This is a genomic window from Pseudomonas guangdongensis, from assembly GCF_900105885.1.
Lineage (GTDB): Bacteria > Pseudomonadota > Gammaproteobacteria > Pseudomonadales > Pseudomonadaceae > Geopseudomonas > Geopseudomonas guangdongensis.
Window position 1 is genome coordinate 2,859,000 of record NZ_LT629780.1, and the last position, 15,405, is coordinate 2,874,404.

At 69.8% G+C, this 15,405-nt stretch carries 13 protein-coding genes; all 13 read right to left on the reverse strand.

Features of this window, described 5'->3' with window-relative positions:
• Positions 1 to 121: 121 nt before the first annotated feature.
• Positions 122 to 2,551, reverse strand: coding sequence for an efflux RND transporter permease subunit (locus BLU22_RS13305; protein ID WP_173867182.1), 2,430 nt, complete (start codon positions 2,549 to 2,551; stop codon positions 122 to 124).
• Between the two features lie 10 nt (positions 2,552 to 2,561).
• Positions 2,562 to 3,536, reverse strand: coding sequence for a WD40/YVTN/BNR-like repeat-containing protein (locus BLU22_RS13310; protein WP_090215423.1), 975 nt, complete (start codon positions 3,534 to 3,536; stop codon positions 2,562 to 2,564).
• 194 nt (positions 3,537 to 3,730) lie between these two features.
• A complete protein-coding gene (locus tag BLU22_RS13315; RefSeq protein ID WP_090215425.1) occupies positions 3,731 to 4,945 on the reverse strand; it encodes an acetyl-CoA C-acyltransferase in 1,215 nt (404 codons plus the stop codon).
• 13 nt (positions 4,946 to 4,958) lie between these two features.
• Positions 4,959 to 5,417: a MaoC family dehydratase gene (locus tag BLU22_RS13320; RefSeq protein ID WP_090215427.1), complete on the reverse strand. Its 459-nt coding sequence runs from the start codon at positions 5,415 to 5,417 to the stop codon at positions 4,959 to 4,961.
• 10 nt (positions 5,418 to 5,427) lie between these two features.
• Entirely contained in the window at positions 5,428 to 6,213 is a 786-nt protein-coding gene (locus BLU22_RS13325) for an SDR family oxidoreductase (protein WP_090215429.1), read from the reverse strand.
• A 284-nt stretch (positions 6,214 to 6,497) separates the two neighbouring features.
• The gene (locus BLU22_RS13330; protein ID WP_231975249.1) at positions 6,498 to 8,141 is read right to left on the reverse strand and encodes a methyl-accepting chemotaxis protein; all 1,644 of its coding nucleotides are present in this window, start codon (positions 8,139 to 8,141) and stop codon (positions 6,498 to 6,500) included.
• 71 nt (positions 8,142 to 8,212) lie between these two features.
• Complete coding sequence (locus BLU22_RS13335) at positions 8,213 to 9,091, reverse strand: SDR family oxidoreductase (RefSeq protein ID WP_090215432.1); 879 nt, start codon at positions 9,089 to 9,091, stop codon at positions 8,213 to 8,215.
• A 124-nt stretch (positions 9,092 to 9,215) separates the two neighbouring features.
• A complete protein-coding gene (locus tag BLU22_RS13340) occupies positions 9,216 to 10,367 on the reverse strand; it encodes an acetyl-CoA C-acetyltransferase (protein ID WP_090215434.1) in 1,152 nt (383 codons plus the stop codon).
• A 3-nt stretch (positions 10,368 to 10,370) separates the two neighbouring features.
• A complete protein-coding gene (locus BLU22_RS13345; protein ID WP_090215437.1) occupies positions 10,371 to 11,429 on the reverse strand; it encodes an acyl-CoA dehydrogenase family protein in 1,059 nt (352 codons plus the stop codon).
• 10 nt (positions 11,430 to 11,439) lie between these two features.
• Positions 11,440 to 12,585 (reverse strand): acyl-CoA dehydrogenase family protein, encoded by a 1,146-nt coding sequence (locus BLU22_RS13350; protein WP_090215440.1) that lies wholly within the window; start codon positions 12,583 to 12,585, stop codon positions 11,440 to 11,442.
• Between the two features lie 9 nt (positions 12,586 to 12,594).
• On the reverse strand, positions 12,595 to 13,347 hold the full coding sequence (locus BLU22_RS13355) for an enoyl-CoA hydratase family protein (protein ID WP_090215442.1): 753 nt from the start codon (positions 13,345 to 13,347) through the stop codon (positions 12,595 to 12,597).
• Between the two features lie 31 nt (positions 13,348 to 13,378).
• Positions 13,379 to 14,476, reverse strand: a complete 1,098-nt coding sequence (locus BLU22_RS13360; protein ID WP_090215445.1) for an NAD(P)H-dependent flavin oxidoreductase — start codon at positions 14,474 to 14,476, stop codon at positions 13,379 to 13,381.
• Positions 14,473 to 15,396 carry an enoyl-CoA hydratase gene (locus BLU22_RS13365; RefSeq protein WP_090215448.1) on the reverse strand — a complete coding sequence of 308 codons (924 nt, stop codon included), beginning with the start codon at positions 15,394 to 15,396 and terminating at the stop codon, positions 14,473 to 14,475. Before BLU22_RS13365 ends, BLU22_RS13360 begins: the two co-directional genes overlap by 4 nt.
• Positions 15,397 to 15,405 lie beyond the last annotated feature (9 nt).

Below are 15,405 nucleotides of genomic sequence, written 5' to 3' on the forward strand. Positions count from 1 at the left end.
CGCAGCGCTCGCTGCGGCGGTCCGGCAAGCCCGCGCCAGACAGATTCGGGCAAACGGGAGGCCACCACAAGTACCTTGCAGGGCTCCCGCTCGACGGCTGTACGGCCCGGGTTTTCCCTCCCTACACCTGAGCGCCAATTTCCCGGCGACGAACTGCCGGCGCGCTCGTAACAGTCGCCATCTCCGCCTCCTGACCGTCGCGGGCGCGCACCAGCGGGCGCCCCTCGTTGAACCAGGCGGCCAGCGCCGGCAGCAGGATGATCGCGCCGAACACGTTGACCAGGAACATGAAGGCCAGCAGCACGCCCATGTCGGCCTGGAACTTGAGGGCGGCGAAGGCCCAGGTGCACACGCCGATGGACATGGTCAGCGCGGTGAACACCGCCGCCGTGCCGCGCTGGCACATGGCCTCGTAGAAGGCGTTGCGCAGGTCGCGCCCCGCTTCCATCTCGTGCTGGATGCGTTCGTAGAGGTAGATGCCGTAGTCGACGCCGACGCCGACGCCGAGCGCCACCACCGGCAGGGTGGCGACCTTGAGGCCGATGCCGAGCAGCGCCATCAGCGCGTTGCACAGGATCGCGACGATGGCCAGCGGCACCAGGATGCACAGCACCGCGCGCAGCGAGCGGAAGGTCAGCCAGCAGAACAGCGCCACCGAGCCGAACAGCGCGCCGAGCATCATGACCTCGGCGCGGTCCACCGCCTCGTTGGAAGCGGCCATGATGCCGATGTTGCCGCCGGCCAGACGGAACTCCACGCCCGGGGTGACGTCCTCGGCGATGAGCCGCTTGACCTCCTTCATCACGTGGGCGACGGTCGCCCCCTCGTGGTCGGTGAGGAACACCAGCACCTGCATCTGCTGGCAACCGTCGGTGACCATGCCCAGCTCCGAGGAGTAGGCGTGCGAGCCCTGCTGCAGGCCCTGGGCGGAATTGGGGATCGCCGACCAGCGCGGGTTGCCCTCGTTGTTGCCGGCGATCATCACCCGCGCCATGCCGGTCACGCTGGACACCGACTGCACCCCGGCGATGTGCCGCACGGCGAAGTCGAAACGGTCCACCGCGCGCATCACCTGCGGCGTCAGGCAGGCTTCCGGATTGTCCTTGACCTCGACGAACACCGTCAGCACGTCCAGGCCGATGGCGTAGCCACCGATGATCCGCGCGTTGTCGCGGTTGTAGCGCGACTCGCTGCGCAGCTCCGGCGCCCCGGCGCCGATGTCGCCGGTCTGCAGCTCGCGCGCCTTCATGGTCCCGGCCGCCAGCAATCCCAGGCTGATGGCGAACACCACCAGCGCCGGCCGTGGCTTGGCGAAGCCGGAGACGCGCCACCACAGCGCGTGCTTGCGGCCCTCGATCGGCTTGTTGAAGTGCTGCGCCGAGCGCTCCAGGGTCAGGTAGGAGATGATGATCGGCAGCATCATCTTGTTGGTGATGATCATCAGCAGGACGCCGATGCAGGCGGTCACCCCCAGTTCATGCACGATGGGGATGTCGATCAGCATGATCACCGCAAATCCCAGCGCGTTCATCAGCAGCGCCAGGGCGCCGGGAATGAAGATCTTGCTGAACGCGGCATGGGCGGCGACCACCGACGAGTCGCCGGCCAGCACGTCCTGCTTCCAGGCGTTGGTCATCTGCACCGCGTGGGACACGCCGATGGAGAAGATCAGGAACGGCACCAGGATCGACATCGGGTCGATGCCCAGGCCCAACAGCGGCAGCAGGCCGAGCAGCCAGACCACCGGCAGCAGCGCCACCACCAGCGCCACCACGGTGAGCTTGAGCGAGCGCGAATAGCCCCACAGCAGCGCCGCAGTGATCAGGAAGGCGACCACGAAGAAGCCCATCACCGTGCCCAGGCCCTCGACCACGTCGCCGACCAGCTTGGCGAAGCCGACGATGTTGATCTCGATCTGCTCGTTGTTGTAGCGCGCGCGGATTTCCTCCAGACGCTGGGCCACCTCGGTGTAGGAGACCTTCTGCCCGGTCTTCGGATCGATGTCCTGCAGGTCGGCACGCACCAGCGCCGCCTTGAGGTCGTTGGCCACCAGGCGGCCGATCTGCCCGGAGCGCGCCGCGTTGTTGCGCACCTGTTCGAGGTCCTTGAGCGACCCGGAGAAGCGCGGCGGCACCACCACGTCGCCGAAGTAGCCGTCCTCGGTCACCTCGATGTAGCGCACGTTGGGGGTGAACAGCGAGGTCACGCTGGAGCGGCTGACCCCGGAGGTGAAGAACACGTCGTCGGTGACCTTGCGCAGGGTATCGAGGAACACCGGGTTGTAGATGTCGCCCTCGCCCTTCCAGCGCACGCTGACCAGGAAGCGGTTGGCGCCGGTAAAGATCTTGCTGTATTCGAGGAAGTTCTGCATGTATTCGTGGCGCAGCGGAATCAGCTTGTTGAAGCCGGGGTCCAGCCGCGTCTGCAGGGCACTGAAGCCCAGGCCCACGGTGATCGCCAGGAATACCACCATCAGCATCCGGCGGTGCCCGATCAGGCGGTCGGCACAGGCCTCGACCCAGCGGTCCACCCAGGAGGTTTGTTCCTTCATCTCGTCGCCCTCAGTTCTGCACGGCGGCTACGCCGCTGCGGAAGCTCTTGAACACACCCCGCTCGCCACCGACCACCAGCACCCGCTCGTCGAGCGCGGCGATCGAGGTCAGGGTGCCCAGGCCGTCCAGATGCACGCTGTCGGCCAGCCGGCCCTCGCGATCGAAGCGCATCACCACGCCGCCGGCGCCGACCAGCAAGGCCCCCGAGCGGCCGGGCATCAGGTCGTGGCCGTAGAGCGGCGTCGCGTGAGCGACCGGCACCTGCTTCCAGCTCTGGCCGAAATCGGCGGTCACGAACACGTGGCCGCGCATGCCGTAGGCCAGCCAGCGCTCGGCGGACAGCCGCGCGATGCCGAACAGCGAGCCGTTGTAGAACGCCGGCAGCGGCTCCCAGTGCTGCCCGCCGTCGGCCGAACGCAGCACCGTGCCGCGCTCGCCGACCAGCATCAGGCGGCCGTCGGCGTCGCCGTCCATGCCGTTGAGGTGGTAGCCGTCCACCGGCAGTTCGCGAGCCTCCCAGCTGCGCCCGCCATCGGCGGAAACGAAGTACTTGCCGAAGCTGCCGTAGGCCACCACCTCGGTGTCGCTGGCGGCCCATACGCCGAGCAGCGGCTCGGCCAGTTCGAGGTCGACGCGGCTCTCCCGCCAGCTGCGCCCGCCGTCTTCCGAGCGCAGGATCCAGCCGTCGTGCCCGACCGCGACCAGGGCGTCCTGCGACAGGGCCACCACCCCGGTCAGGCTGCTGTCGCGGCGCGGCTCCACGCTGGCCTGCAGCCAGGAGTCGCCGTAGTCCTCGCTCACCAGAATGACCCCCTGCTCGCCGACGGCCACCACCCGGCGGCCGTCGGTGGCCATGTCGTTGATCAGCAGGCGGTCGATGCGCAGCTCGGTGGCCGGCAAGGGGGGCGGAGTACGCAGGGAGAACGCATACAGGGCGGTGGCGGCGACGACCGCCGACATCAGGTAGCCGATCAGTTGGCGCATGGCGACCTCCCGGCGGCGTGCGGAAGAGGAGCGGAAACGTTCATGGGGTCTGTCCCTTGTTCTTGTTGTGACAGGTCCGGGCTAGGCGACCGGACCGACGCAGGCGACGACGCACCCCGATAGTCCCCAAGCGGCTCCGGGCCAACATCGTCCATAAGGAGTAGCCGGCCCGGGCGCCGTGGAGACGGCGGGGCTCAGGCCAGCTCGAACAGCCCGGCGGCACCCATGCCGCCGCCGATGCACATGGCCACCACCACGTAGCGCACGCCGCGGCGACGGCCTTCCAGCAGGGCGTGGCCGACCATGCGCGCGCCGGACATGCCGAACGGATGGCCGATGGCGATGGCGCCGCCGTTGACGTTGAGGCGGTCGTCGGGGATGCCCAGCACGTCGCGGCAGTGGATCACCTGGCAGGCGAAGGCCTCGTTGATCTCCCACAGGCCGATGTCGGCCACGGTCAGGCCGAAGCGGTTGAGCAGCTTGGGCACGGCGAACACCGGGCCGATGCCCATCTCCTCCGGCGCGCAGCCGGCCACGGCGATGCCGCGATAGACGCCGAGCGGCGCCAGGCCGCGGCGGGTGGCCTCGGCGCGGCTCATCAAGAGGGTCGCCGCGGCGCCGTCGGAGAACTGCGAGGCGTTGCCGGCGGTGATGAACTCGCCCTGCTGCACCCACTTGCCGTCCTTCCACACCGGCTTGAGCGCGGCGAGATCCTCCAGCCTGGTCGACGGGCGGTTGCACTCGTCGCGGTCGGCGAGCACCTCCTCGTGGCCGGTCGGGTTGCCCTCCTTGTCGAAGCACAGCTTGCGCGCGGCCAGCGGCACGATCTCGTCGGCGAACAGCCCGGCGGCCTGCGCCGCGGCGGTGCGCTGCTGGCTCTGCAGGGAATACTCGTCCTGGGCGGCGCGCGAGATGCCGTAGCGGCGCGAGACGATCTCGGCGGTCTCCAGCATCGGGATGTAGGCCGCCGGCACCACTTCCTGCACCGCCAGCGACTGCGCGCGGTAGCTGTTCTTGTGCTTGGTCTGGGTCAGCGACAGCGACTCGACGCCGCCGGCCACCGCCACGCTCAGCTCGCCGGTCATGATGCCCTTGGCGGCGACGCCGATGGTCATCAGGCCGGAGGCGCACATGCGGTCCAGCGCCATGCCCGGCACGCTGTCCGGCAGGCCGCCGGTGTAGGCGCACAGGCGGCCGATGTTGTAGGCCTGGGTGCCCTGCTGCACCGCCGCGCCCATGATCACGTCCTCCACCGCGCCCGGCTCGATGCCGGCGCGCTCGACCACCGCGCGCACCACGTGGCCGCCGAGCACCGGCGCCTCGGTATCGTTGAAGGAGCCGCGGAAGGACTTGGTCAGCGCGGTGCGCGCGGTGGATACGATCACCGCATCGTTCGGATTGGCTTGCATGGGAATCTCTCGCTCAGTTGAAGGTGTAGCGGCTGATGGTGTCGACCACGCAGCCCGGGCGCTCGCCGCCCTCGATCTCGACGCTGACGCGCACGGTGGCCTGCACCGCCGCGCCGACCTGCTCGACGCGCACCACCTCGCCGCGCCCGCGGATGCGCGCGCCGACCTTGACCGGCGCCGGGAAGCGCACGCGATCACAGCCGTAGTTGACGCCCATGCGCAGGTTGTCGACCTGGATCAGCTGCGGCAGGAACAGGTTGACCAGCGACAGGGTCAGGTAGCCGTGGGCGATACAGCCGCCGAACGGGCCGCTGGCGGCGCGCTCGGGGTCGACGTGGATCCACTGGTGATCGCCGGTGGCCTCGGCGAACAGGTTGACCCGCGCCTGGTCGATCTCGATCCAGTCGGTGGCACCCAGATCCTGGCCCTCGGCGGCGAGCAGCTGTTCGGCGCTGGAATAGATGGTGGTCATGGCGCGCTCCTCAGGCCTGCTGGGAACTGACCGACAGCACTTCGCCGGTCATGTAGGAGGCGTAGTCGCTGGCCAGGAAGACCATCACGTTGGCCACTTCCCAGACCTCGGCGGCGCGGCCGAAGGCCTCGCGGCTGGCCAGCTGGGCGAGCAGCTCCTCGCTGGAGGCCTTCTTGAGGAAGTCGTGCAGGGCGATGGACGGCGACACCGCGTTGATGCGCACGCCGAACTCGGCGGCTTCCAGCGCGCTGCAGCGGGTCAGCGCCATCACCCCGGCCTTGGCTGCGGCGTAGTGGGCCTGCTCCTTCTGCGCGCGCCAGCCGAGCACCGAGGCGTTGTTGACGATCACCCCACGGCCGCGGCCCTGCATGTGCGGCAGCATGGCGCGGGTCATGCGGAAGGTGCCGGTCAGGGTGATGTCGAGCACCCGCGACCACTCCTCGTCGCTCATCTCGGTGACGCGCTTCTGGCCGCCGAGCCCGGCATTGTTGATCAGCACGTCGACGCCGCCCAGCGCCTGCTCGGCCGCGGCGACCAGCGCCTGCACCTCTTCTTCCACGGCGACGTTGCACAGCTGGCCATAGACGGCGGTCAGGCCGGTCTCGGCCTTGAGGCGCTCGACCGCCTCTTCCAGGCGGCGCGGGTGGATGTCGGAGATCATCAGCGCCCGGCAACCCTCCTCCGCACAGCGCTTGGCGGCGGCGAAACCGATGCCGGCGCCGGCGGCGGCGGTGATCAGGACGGACTTGCCGGCCAGCAGCTGGTGGCCGGGTACGTAGGGGGGAGCTTGTCGCATGGCAGAAACCTCGTTGGTAAAGGGTCTGCCACAGGTATACGGGGCGCTCGGGGGGGCTACATCGTCAAAACGGACGGGGTGGGCGCGCCGTGTCCGGGGGATGGCCAAGCGCGGACCGGCACCCTGCCAGTCGCCCCGGACAGCAGGACCTGCGCCCCCTGAACGGGGGCGCACGGGCGTGCCGGGCCTCGCTCGGCAGCCATGGGGTCACTCACGCAGCACGGGACTGACGCGGCGTCGAGGGCACCTGTCCGGCGCCGCGCGACTCCACGGCGACAGGCCCCTCAGCAGGCTTGCGCTTCCAGCTGGAAGCCGGGCACCGCGGCGGCTCGCTCTTGCGCAGGCGCCTGCGGCGGCGGCATATCGTCCAGGCGGAACACCGCCACCGCCTCCTGCAGGGTTTGCGCCTGGTCGGCGAGGGCGAGCGAGGCGGTGGACGCCTCCTGTACCAGCGTGGCGTTCTGCTGGGTCACCCGCTCCATCTGCGCGACGGCGCCGTTGACCTGGCCGATGCCCTCGCTCTGCTCCCGCGAGGCGGCGGAGATCTCGTCGAGGATATCGGTGACCCGGCTCACGGCGCCGACCACCTCGGCCATGGTCCTGCCGGCCTGCTCGACCAGTTGCGAGCCCTCCCCGACCCGGCGCGTGGACTCCTCGATCAGCGCCTTGATGTCGTTGGCCGCGGAGGCCGAGCGGCTGGCCAGGTTGCGCACCTCGCCGGCCACCACCGCAAAGCCGCGGCCTTCCTCGCCGGCACGCGCCGCCTCCACCGAGGCGTTGAGGGCGAGGATGTTGGTCTGGAAGGCAATGGAGTCGATCACGTCGATGATGCTGGCGATACGCTGCGAACTGTCGGTGATGCCCTGCATGGTCTCGACCACCCGGTGCACCACCTCGCGGCCCTGGGCGGCGGTGCCCGAGGCGTCGTTGGCCAGCGCGTGGGCCTGGCGGGCGTTGTCGGCATTCTGCTGCACCGTGGCGGTCAGCTCCTCCATGCTGGCGGCCGTCTGTTCCAGGGACGCCGCCTGCTGCTCGGTGCGCGCCGCCAGATCGACGTTGCCGCCGGCGATCAGCCGCGAGCCGCTGGCGATGCGCTCGCTGCCGCTGCGTACCGAGCCGACCACCTGGGTCAGCGAGTTCTGCATCCGGTTCATCGCGTGGGTCACGCTGCCCGGTCGCGCCTGCGCCATGTCGATGCGTGTGGTGAGGTCGCCGTTGGCGATACGAGTGGCCAGATCGGCCACCGCGGCCGGCTCGCCGCCGAGCTGGCGGGTCAGGCCACGGGTCAGCAGCACGCCGATCAGCGCGCCGACCAGCAGACCGGCCAGGGTCAGACCGATCATCAGCAGGCGGATGCCGGCGTAGATCTCGTCGATCTGCCGGCTGAACTCGGCGGCGTTGCCCATCATGCCGTCGACCAGCTGGGTCATCAGCTCGTTGGCCTGCTCGGCGACAGGTCGTATGGAGGTGAGCAGGTAGGCGGTCGAGGAACGCGGATAGGGCACGTCCTCGCCGTCGAGACGGCGGATGACGTCCTTCATGTTCTGCGCGTATTCCTCCTGCGCCTCCAGCAACTGGGCGAACAGCCGCCGGTCGCGCTCGCCGACGAAGGACTCCGCGGCCTTGTCCATCTCGCTGCGTACCCGCTCCAGGTGCGTGTCCATCTCGCCCAGATACTGCTGGCGATCCTCGAACGACGCGGTGAGGATCGCGCTGCGAATCGCCGACGCCGCGGCCTGGAACTGGATGTTCGCCTCGCTGGCATGGCGTATGCCGGTGGCCTCGCGCTCGTACATCAACGATGCCAGCTGCTTGAGCTGCGCAGCCTTGAGGATCCCCTGCAGACCGACGAAGGCGCCGATCAGCGATACCAGAAAAAATCCACAGACCAGCTTGGTGCCCACTGTCTGTCGTCTCAACCAATCCATGCATGTTCTCCAGGCCAAAATGGACAACGCCCCGGCCACCAGGCCGAGGCGTCGCGACATTCACCGCTCCCTCAGGTCCCCCAGACCTTCTGCGCCTTGGGCGCTTCGGCGAGGATTTCGTCGACCACCGGGCCGATCTCCTCGGGCAGCCAGCGCGCGCCCTTGTCGCGGGTCACGCCGGTGCGCCAGCCGTCGCCGAGGGAGATGCGACCGCCCTGGCTCTCGAACACCTGGCCGGTGACGTGGCGCGACTGCGCGCTGCCCAGCCAGACCACCAGCGGCGCGACGTTCTCCGCCGCCCACAGGTCGAAGCTGCCGTCCTCGGGCTTCTTCACCACCTCGGCCATGGCGCTTTCGGTCATCGCCGTGCGCGCCGCCGGGGCCAGGGCGTTGGCGGTGATGCCGTAGCGGGCGAGTTCGGCGGCCTGCACCAGGGTCAGCGCAGCGACGCCGCCCTTGGCCGCCGAGTAGTTGGACTGCCCCACCGAGCCCTGCAGGCCGGCGCCGGAGCTGGTGTTGATGATGCGTGCGTCGACCGGCTGGCCGGCCTTGGCCTGGTCGCGCCAGCGGCGGGCGAGGATGTTGGCCAGGCAGAAGTGGCCCTTGAGGTGCACCTGCATGACCAGGTCCCAGTCCTCTTCGCTGAGGCTGAGGAACATGCGGTCGCGCAGGATGCCGGCGTTGTTGACCAGCACGTGCACCTCGCCGAAGGCCGCTACGGCGGCATCGACGATGCGCTGGGCGGTGGCCAGGGTGGTGATGTCGTCGGCGTTGGCGATGGCCGCACCGCCGGCGGCGCGGATCTCGCCGGCGACGTCCTCGGCGGCGGCTTGACGGATGTCGTTGACCACCACGTTGGCGCCCTCGGCGGCGAAGGCCAGCGCATAGGCGCGGCCCAGTCCGCCGCCGGCGCCGGTGATGATCACGGTTCTTCCTGCACAGATAGCCATGGTTTGTTGTCCTTGTTCTCTATGTTCGGGTCTGCAGCCGGCATCCCACGCAGGGTGGAAAACGACCGAAGGTCTGGTGATGGCTCCCACGCTCCCGCGTGGGCACGATCAGATCGGACGTGCCTTACAACCGTTCGATGATGGTCACGTTGGCCTGGCCGCCGCCTTCGCACATGGTCTGCAGGCCGTAGCGGCCGCCGCTGCGCTCCAGTTCGTGCAGCAGCGTGGTCATCAGCCGCGCGCCGGTGGCGCCCAGCGGGTGGCCGAGGGCGATGGCGCCGCCGTTGGCGTTGGTGCGCGCCGGGTCGTAGTCCAGCTCCTTGGCCCAGGCCATCACCACCGAAGCGAAGGCCTCGTTGATCTCCACCCGGTCGATGTCGTTCATGCTCATGCCGGCCTTCTTCAGCGCATGGCGGGTCGCCTCGATGGGGGCGGTGAGGTGCCAGATCGGGTCGTCGCCGCGCACGCTGATATGGTGGATGCGCGCCCGCGGGGTCAGGCCGTAGCGCTTGAGCGCCGCCTCGGAGACCACCAGCAGCGCCGCCGAGGCGTCGCAGGTCTGGCTGGACACCGCGGCGGTGATCGACGGGTACTCCGGCCCCACCGGCTCCAGGCTGGCCATCTTCGCCAGGCTGGTTTCGCGCGGCGTCTCGTCGTACCAGACGCCCTCCAGCGGCAGCACTTCGCGGGTGAAGCGGCCGCCGGCGATGGCCGTCAGGGCGCGCCGGTGGCTCTCCAGGGCGAAGGCCTCCATCTGCTCGCGGCTGATCTGCCAGTGGTCGGCGATGCGCTGGGCGGCGTAGAACTGGTTGACCGGCGCATCGCCGAAGCGCGCCTGCCAGCCCTTGCTGCCGGAGAACGGATCGGGGAAACCCAGCGGCTGGCCGGCGAGCATCGCCGAGGAGATCGGGATCTGCGTCATGGTCTGCACGCCGCCGACCGCGATCACGTCCTGGGTGCCGCTCATCACCGCCTGGGCGGCGAAGTGCAGCGCCTGCTGCGACGAGCCGCACTGGCGGTCGACGGTGGTGCCCGGCACGCTCAGCGGCAGGCCGGCGGCCAGCCAGCTGGTGCGGGCGATGTCGCCGGCCTGCGAGCCGATGGTGTCGACGCAGCCGAAGATCACGTCGTCGTATTCGAAGGCCGGCACCGGGTTGCGCTCGACCAGCGCCTTGAGCACCTGGGCGCCCAGGTCGATGGCGTGGACGTGGGACAGACCGCCCTTGCGCTTGCCGGTCGGGCTGCGCAGGGCGTCGACGATATAGGCTTCAGCCATGGGTCACTCCTCGAAGGTCTGGCCCGGCGCCAGCGGGGCGCCGTCGGCCAGCACGAAGCCGGCCACGCGGGACTTGTGGAAGGCGCGGTCGCCCCAGGAGGCGTCCAGCGCCCAGGCGCGCTTCATGAACATCTGCAGGTCGACCTCCCAGGTGTAACCCATGGCGCCGTGCACCTGGATGCCGTGGCGCGCTGCCAGCCAGGCCGCCTCGGCGCAGGCCAGGCGGGCGTGGGAGACGTGCACCGGAGCGTCGGTCGCGGCGCTGGCCAGGGCGTGGGCGGCGCGGTACAGCACCGGCTTGGCGAATTCGATCCTGGTGGCGACGTCGGCCAGGTGGTGCTTGACCGCCTGGAAGCTGCCGATCGGCTTGCCGAACTGCTTGCGCTGGGCGACGTAGTCGACCGACAGGTCGAGCATGCGCTGGGCCAGGCCCAGCGACTGGCCGGCCACCGCCAGCGCGCCGCGATTGACCGTATCCGCCCACAGCGCGCGACCGGCCTCGCCCGCCGCCACGCGGGTCGCCGACCCCGGCTCCCAGACCACCTGGCTCAGGCGCCGCGAGGCGTCGATGCTCGGCGTGGCGATCACGTCGACCAGCGCGCGCGGCACCAGATGCACCTCGTCGCCATGGGCGAGCAGCAGCTGGTTGGCCAGGTGGGCGTCGGCCACCAGCGGGTTGACCGGATGGCCGACGGCGACGCGGATGCTGCCTGCGGCGATCTGCGCCAGGGCATCGCTGCGGCCGGGGGTGTCCTCGGCCAGGCCGACGAGCAGTCCGGCGGCGATGTAGGCGGTGTCGGCCAGCGAGTCGGGGATGGCGTAGTAGCCCAGTTCCTGGGTCATCAGCGCCCAGGCCACGTCGTCCATGCCCAGGCCGCCGCAGGACTCGGGCACCGACAGGGCGGTGAGGCCCTGGCTGGCGATCTTGTTGCGCAGCTCGGGGGAACGGCCGGCGTCGGTTTCCCAGACGTCGCGCAGCATCTCGGGGGCCGCCTCGGTCATCAGGAAGCGGCTGATCGCCTCGCGGAAGGCGAGCTGGTCGTCGTTGAAGGTGAAGTCCATGGCCCGCTCCTTACTTCGGCAGGCCGAGCATGCGCTCGGCGATGATGTTGCGCTGGATCTCGTTGGTGCCGGCGTAGATCGGCCCGGCCTGGGCGAACAGGAAGCCCTCCAGCCAGCCCTCGCTGCCGTCCAGCAGCTCGCCGCGCGCGCCGAGGATGCGCATGGCAGTCTCGTGCATGCGCAGGTCCAGCTCGGACCAGAAGATCTTGTTGGTGCTCGACTCGGCGCCGATGCGCGCGCCGCGCGCCAGGCGGCCGACCGTGTGGTAGGCGGACAGCGCGTAGGCCTGGGCGTCCATCCACGCCTGGACCACCGCCTCGCGGATGCTCGGGTCGCGGTCGGCGCTGTCCTGGTTGGCGCGGTACAGCTCGACCAGCTTGCGCGCGGTGGCCTGGAAGCGTGCCGGCGAGCGCAGCAGCAGGCCGCGCTCGAAGCCGGCGGTGGCCATGGCCACGTGCCAGCCCTGCCCTTCGGCGCCGATGCGGTTGTCCACCGGTACGCGCACGTCGTCGAAGAACACCTCGGCGAAGGCGTCCTTGCCATTCAGCGCCTTGATCGGGCGGATGGTTACGCCCGGGGCATTCAGCGGTACCAGCAGGTAGGACAGGCCGTGGTGGCGGCTGGAGGCCGGGTCGCTGCGGAACAGGCCGAACAGCCAGTCGGCGAAGATCGCGCGGGTCGACCAGGTCTTCTGGCCGTTGAGCACGTAGTGGTCGCCGTCGCGGATCGCCTTGCTGGTGATCGCCGCCATGTCCGAGCCGGCATTCGGCTCCGACCAGCCCTGCGCCCACATGTCGGCGCTGGCGGCCATGCGCGGCAGGAAGCGCTTCTTCTGCTCCTCGGTGCCGAACTCCATCAGGGTCGGGCCGAGCAGCAGCTGGCCGTTCTGGTTGACGCGCATCGGCGCGCCGGCACCGTAGTACTCCTCCTCGAAGATCAGCCATTCGGTGAGGTCGCAGCCGCGCCCGCCGAGTTCGGCCGGCCACATCACCATGGACAGGCGGGCGTCGAACAGGCGGCTTTCCCATTCGCGGTGTTGTTCGAAGCCTTCGCGGGTGTCGTAGCTGGCCAGCGGCTCGCGCGGCAGGTTGTCCGCCAGCCAGGCCCGCACCTCGGCGCGGAAGGCCTTCTGTTTGGGGGTATAGGCAAGGTCCATGGTGCGTCCTCAGAACTTGGCGTCGCGCTTCTCGACGAAGGCCCGGCGGGTCTCCGCGGAGTCCGGGCTGGTGTAGGCCTGCAGGGTGAAGCCCTGCTCCCAGCGGTACTTGTCTTCGAGGTTGCCGTCCTCGATGCCGTTGAGGGCTTCCTTGGCGATGCGGATCATCGCCGGGCTCTTGGCGGCGATCTTGGCGGCGATCTCCAGGGCGGCCTCACGCAGCTCTTCCTTCGGCACCACGCGCTCGATGAAGCCGTACTTCTCGGCCTCGCGGGCGCCGATCTTCTCGCCGGTGAAGAACAGGTAGCGGACCTTCTGCACCGGGAACAGGCGCTGCAGGTGGGCGCCGCCGCCCATGGCGCCGCGGTCGACCTCCGGCAGGGCGAAGGTGGCGCACTCGGCGGCGACCACGATGTCGGCCGCGCCGGTGATGCCGATGCCGCCGCCGAGCACGAAGCCGTGCACCGCGACTATGACCGGCACCGGGCTGCGGTGCACGGCGCGGAAGGTCTCGTAGTTGCCCTTGTTGACGGCGACGATGCGCTCGGGATGGGCATCGAGTTCCTTGATGTCGACCCCGGCGCAGAAGCCGCGGCCCTCGGCGCGGATGACGATCACGCGCACTTCCGGGTTGGCGCCCAGCTCGTCGATCGAGCGCGCCAGGCCCAGCCATTCCTGGCTGTCCAGCGCGTTGACCGGCGGCTTGGCGATCGTCAGTTCGGCAATGCCCGCCTCGATACGGGTAGTGAATGCCTGGCTCATTGTTGTTGGCTCCTGGTAGGCATGGCGGGGTTCAGGAGATGGCCGGCGCGGTCTTCGCCGCGGCCTGGCGGGCGCAGAGCGCGGCCAGGCAGCGCTCGGCCTCGGCGACCATCTCGTCGATCAGTTGCTGGCAGCTCTGCAGCTCGCCGATGGCGGCGGCCACCTGGCCGCTGGGCAGGATGCCCTCGTCGGGGAAGCCGTCGACCATCGAGCGCTGCAGCAGCACCGGCTGGTTGGCGGCCATCACCGTCTGCGACACCGCGCCCGGGTCTTCCTTGAGCGCCTGGCGCAGCACGCCGAGCATGTGGCCGAAGCTCATACCGGTCTGCTGCTTCCACTGCCAGGCGCTGCCCAGGGCGATGCGCAGGCGGCCGAACGGCCCGGCGCCTTCCAGGCGGTTGATGAACGGGTTGTCGATCATCCGGTGGCGCATGCCGTCCACCGCCAGGGTGACGCGGATGCGCTGCGGGTCGTTGACCGCCAGGTAGCGCTGCAGGGTCGCCTTGGGGGTGGGCGAATCGCTGGTCATCAGGAAACGGGTGCCCATGGCGATGCCGGCGGCACCGGCGGCCAGCGCCGAGGCCAGGCCGCGGCCGGTGGAGTAGCCGCCGGCGGCGATCACCGGCACCTTGACCGCATCCAGCACCTGCGGCAGCAGGATGGTGGTCGGCACGCCGCCGGTGTGGCCGCCGCCCTCGCCGCCCTGGATGGTGATCAGGTCGGCGCCCAGCTCCACGGCCTTCTGCGCGTGCTTGAGCGCGCCGACGGTGGGGATGCACAGCACGCCGGCGGCCTTGAAGCGGGCGATGGTCTGCTTGTCCGGACCGCGGCCGTAGCTGACCGCGCGCAGGCGGTACTGGATCGCCAGGTCGACGCACTGGGCGGCGTTTTCCTGGAACATGTGGAAGTTGAGGCCGAAGTTGCTGCCGCCGGTGGCCGCGATCACCTTCTGGATCTCGCCTTCCAGTTCGGCGGCCGGGATGGTCGCCCCGGCGAGGAAGCCGAAGCCGCCTGCCTTGGTGGTGGCGATCACCAGGTTCGCGTCGGCCACCCAGCCCATCGCGGTCTGCACGATCGGGTAGCGGCAGCCGAGCGCCTCGGTCAGCGGGGTCTGCAGCAGGGCACTCATGCGCTTTCCCCTTCGCTGGCCGCGGCCTGCTTGTTGGCCTTGGCCATGGCCTTGGCGTCGTAGCCGCCCAGCTTGTCGCCGGACAGCAGCTCGTTGTGCACGTGGGCGAAGTGGTGCCAGGCGAACACCGCGTCCATCGCGGTGCGCTTGCCGGCCAGATCCTCGACGTGGTTGATCGCCTGCTTGGTCAGCGCCAGGCCCATGCGCGGCTGGGCGGCGATCTTCGCCGCCAGCGCATAGGTGGTCGCCTGCAGCTCGTCACGCGGCACCACGCGGTTGACCATGCCCACCTCGTAGGCGCGGCTGGCCGGCATGCGGTCGCCGCACATGAGGAATTCCTTGGCGATGCGCGGGTTCATCTCGTAGGGATGAGCGAAGTACTCCACCCCCGGAATGCCCATGCGCACCACCGGGTCCTGGAAGAAGGCATCGTCGCTGGCGACGATCAGGTCGCAGACCCAGGCCAGCATCAGGCCGCCGGCGATGCAGGCGCCGTGGACCATGGCAATGGTCGGCTTGGGCAGCTCGCGCCAGCGCCGGCACATGCCGAGGTAGACCTCCTGCTCGCGGGCGTACAGGTACTCGCCGCCCGGCTTGTTGGTGTGGTCCCACCACAGGTGGGCGCGCTCGAACGGCTTGTTGATGTCGCGTCCCGGCGTGCCGATGTCGTGGCCGGCGGAGAAGTGCTTGCCGGCGCCGCACAGCACGATGACCTTGACCGCGTCGTCGTCCACGGCGCGGCGCAGGGCCGCGTCGAGGGCGTAGGTCATCTGCGAGTTCTGCGCGTTGTTGAACCCCGGACGGTTCATGGTCAGGGTGGCGATGCCGTCGGCCACCGTGTACAGCACCGGCTGCTCGGTCTCGTAGACCGAGGCGTCGGCGCGGGTGACGAATTCGCTGTCGCTGCTCGGGACGCTCATGGTCGATTC

Excerpts from the sequence above, each read along its gene's own strand:
- BLU22_RS13305 (WP_173867182.1), bottom strand. The coding sequence starts at position 2,551 with ATGAAGGAACAAACCTCCTGGGTGGACCGCTGGGTCGAGGCCTGTGCC.
- BLU22_RS13310 (WP_090215423.1), bottom strand. The coding sequence starts at position 3,536 with ATGCGCCAACTGATCGGCTACCTGATGTCGGCGGTCGTCGCCGCCACC.
- BLU22_RS13315 (WP_090215425.1), bottom strand. The coding sequence starts at position 4,945 with ATGCAAGCCAATCCGAACGATGCGGTGATCGTATCCACCGCGCGCACC.
- BLU22_RS13320 (WP_090215427.1), bottom strand. The coding sequence starts at position 5,417 with ATGACCACCATCTATTCCAGCGCCGAACAGCTGCTCGCCGCCGAGGGC.
- BLU22_RS13325 (WP_090215429.1), bottom strand. The coding sequence starts at position 6,213 with ATGCGACAAGCTCCCCCCTACGTACCCGGCCACCAGCTGCTGGCCGGC.
- BLU22_RS13330 (WP_231975249.1), bottom strand. The coding sequence starts at position 8,141 with ATGGATTGGTTGAGACGACAGACAGTGGGCACCAAGCTGGTCTGTGGA.
- BLU22_RS13335 (WP_090215432.1), bottom strand. The coding sequence starts at position 9,091 with ATGGCTATCTGTGCAGGAAGAACCGTGATCATCACCGGCGCCGGCGGC.
- BLU22_RS13340 (WP_090215434.1), bottom strand. The coding sequence starts at position 10,367 with ATGGCTGAAGCCTATATCGTCGACGCCCTGCGCAGCCCGACCGGCAAG.
- BLU22_RS13345 (WP_090215437.1), bottom strand. The coding sequence starts at position 11,429 with ATGGACTTCACCTTCAACGACGACCAGCTCGCCTTCCGCGAGGCGATC.
- BLU22_RS13350 (WP_090215440.1), bottom strand. The coding sequence starts at position 12,585 with ATGGACCTTGCCTATACCCCCAAACAGAAGGCCTTCCGCGCCGAGGTG.
- BLU22_RS13355 (WP_090215442.1), bottom strand. The coding sequence starts at position 13,347 with ATGAGCCAGGCATTCACTACCCGTATCGAGGCGGGCATTGCCGAACTG.
- BLU22_RS13360 (WP_090215445.1), bottom strand. The coding sequence starts at position 14,476 with ATGAGTGCCCTGCTGCAGACCCCGCTGACCGAGGCGCTCGGCTGCCGC.
- BLU22_RS13365 (WP_090215448.1), bottom strand. The coding sequence starts at position 15,396 with ATGAGCGTCCCGAGCAGCGACAGCGAATTCGTCACCCGCGCCGACGCC.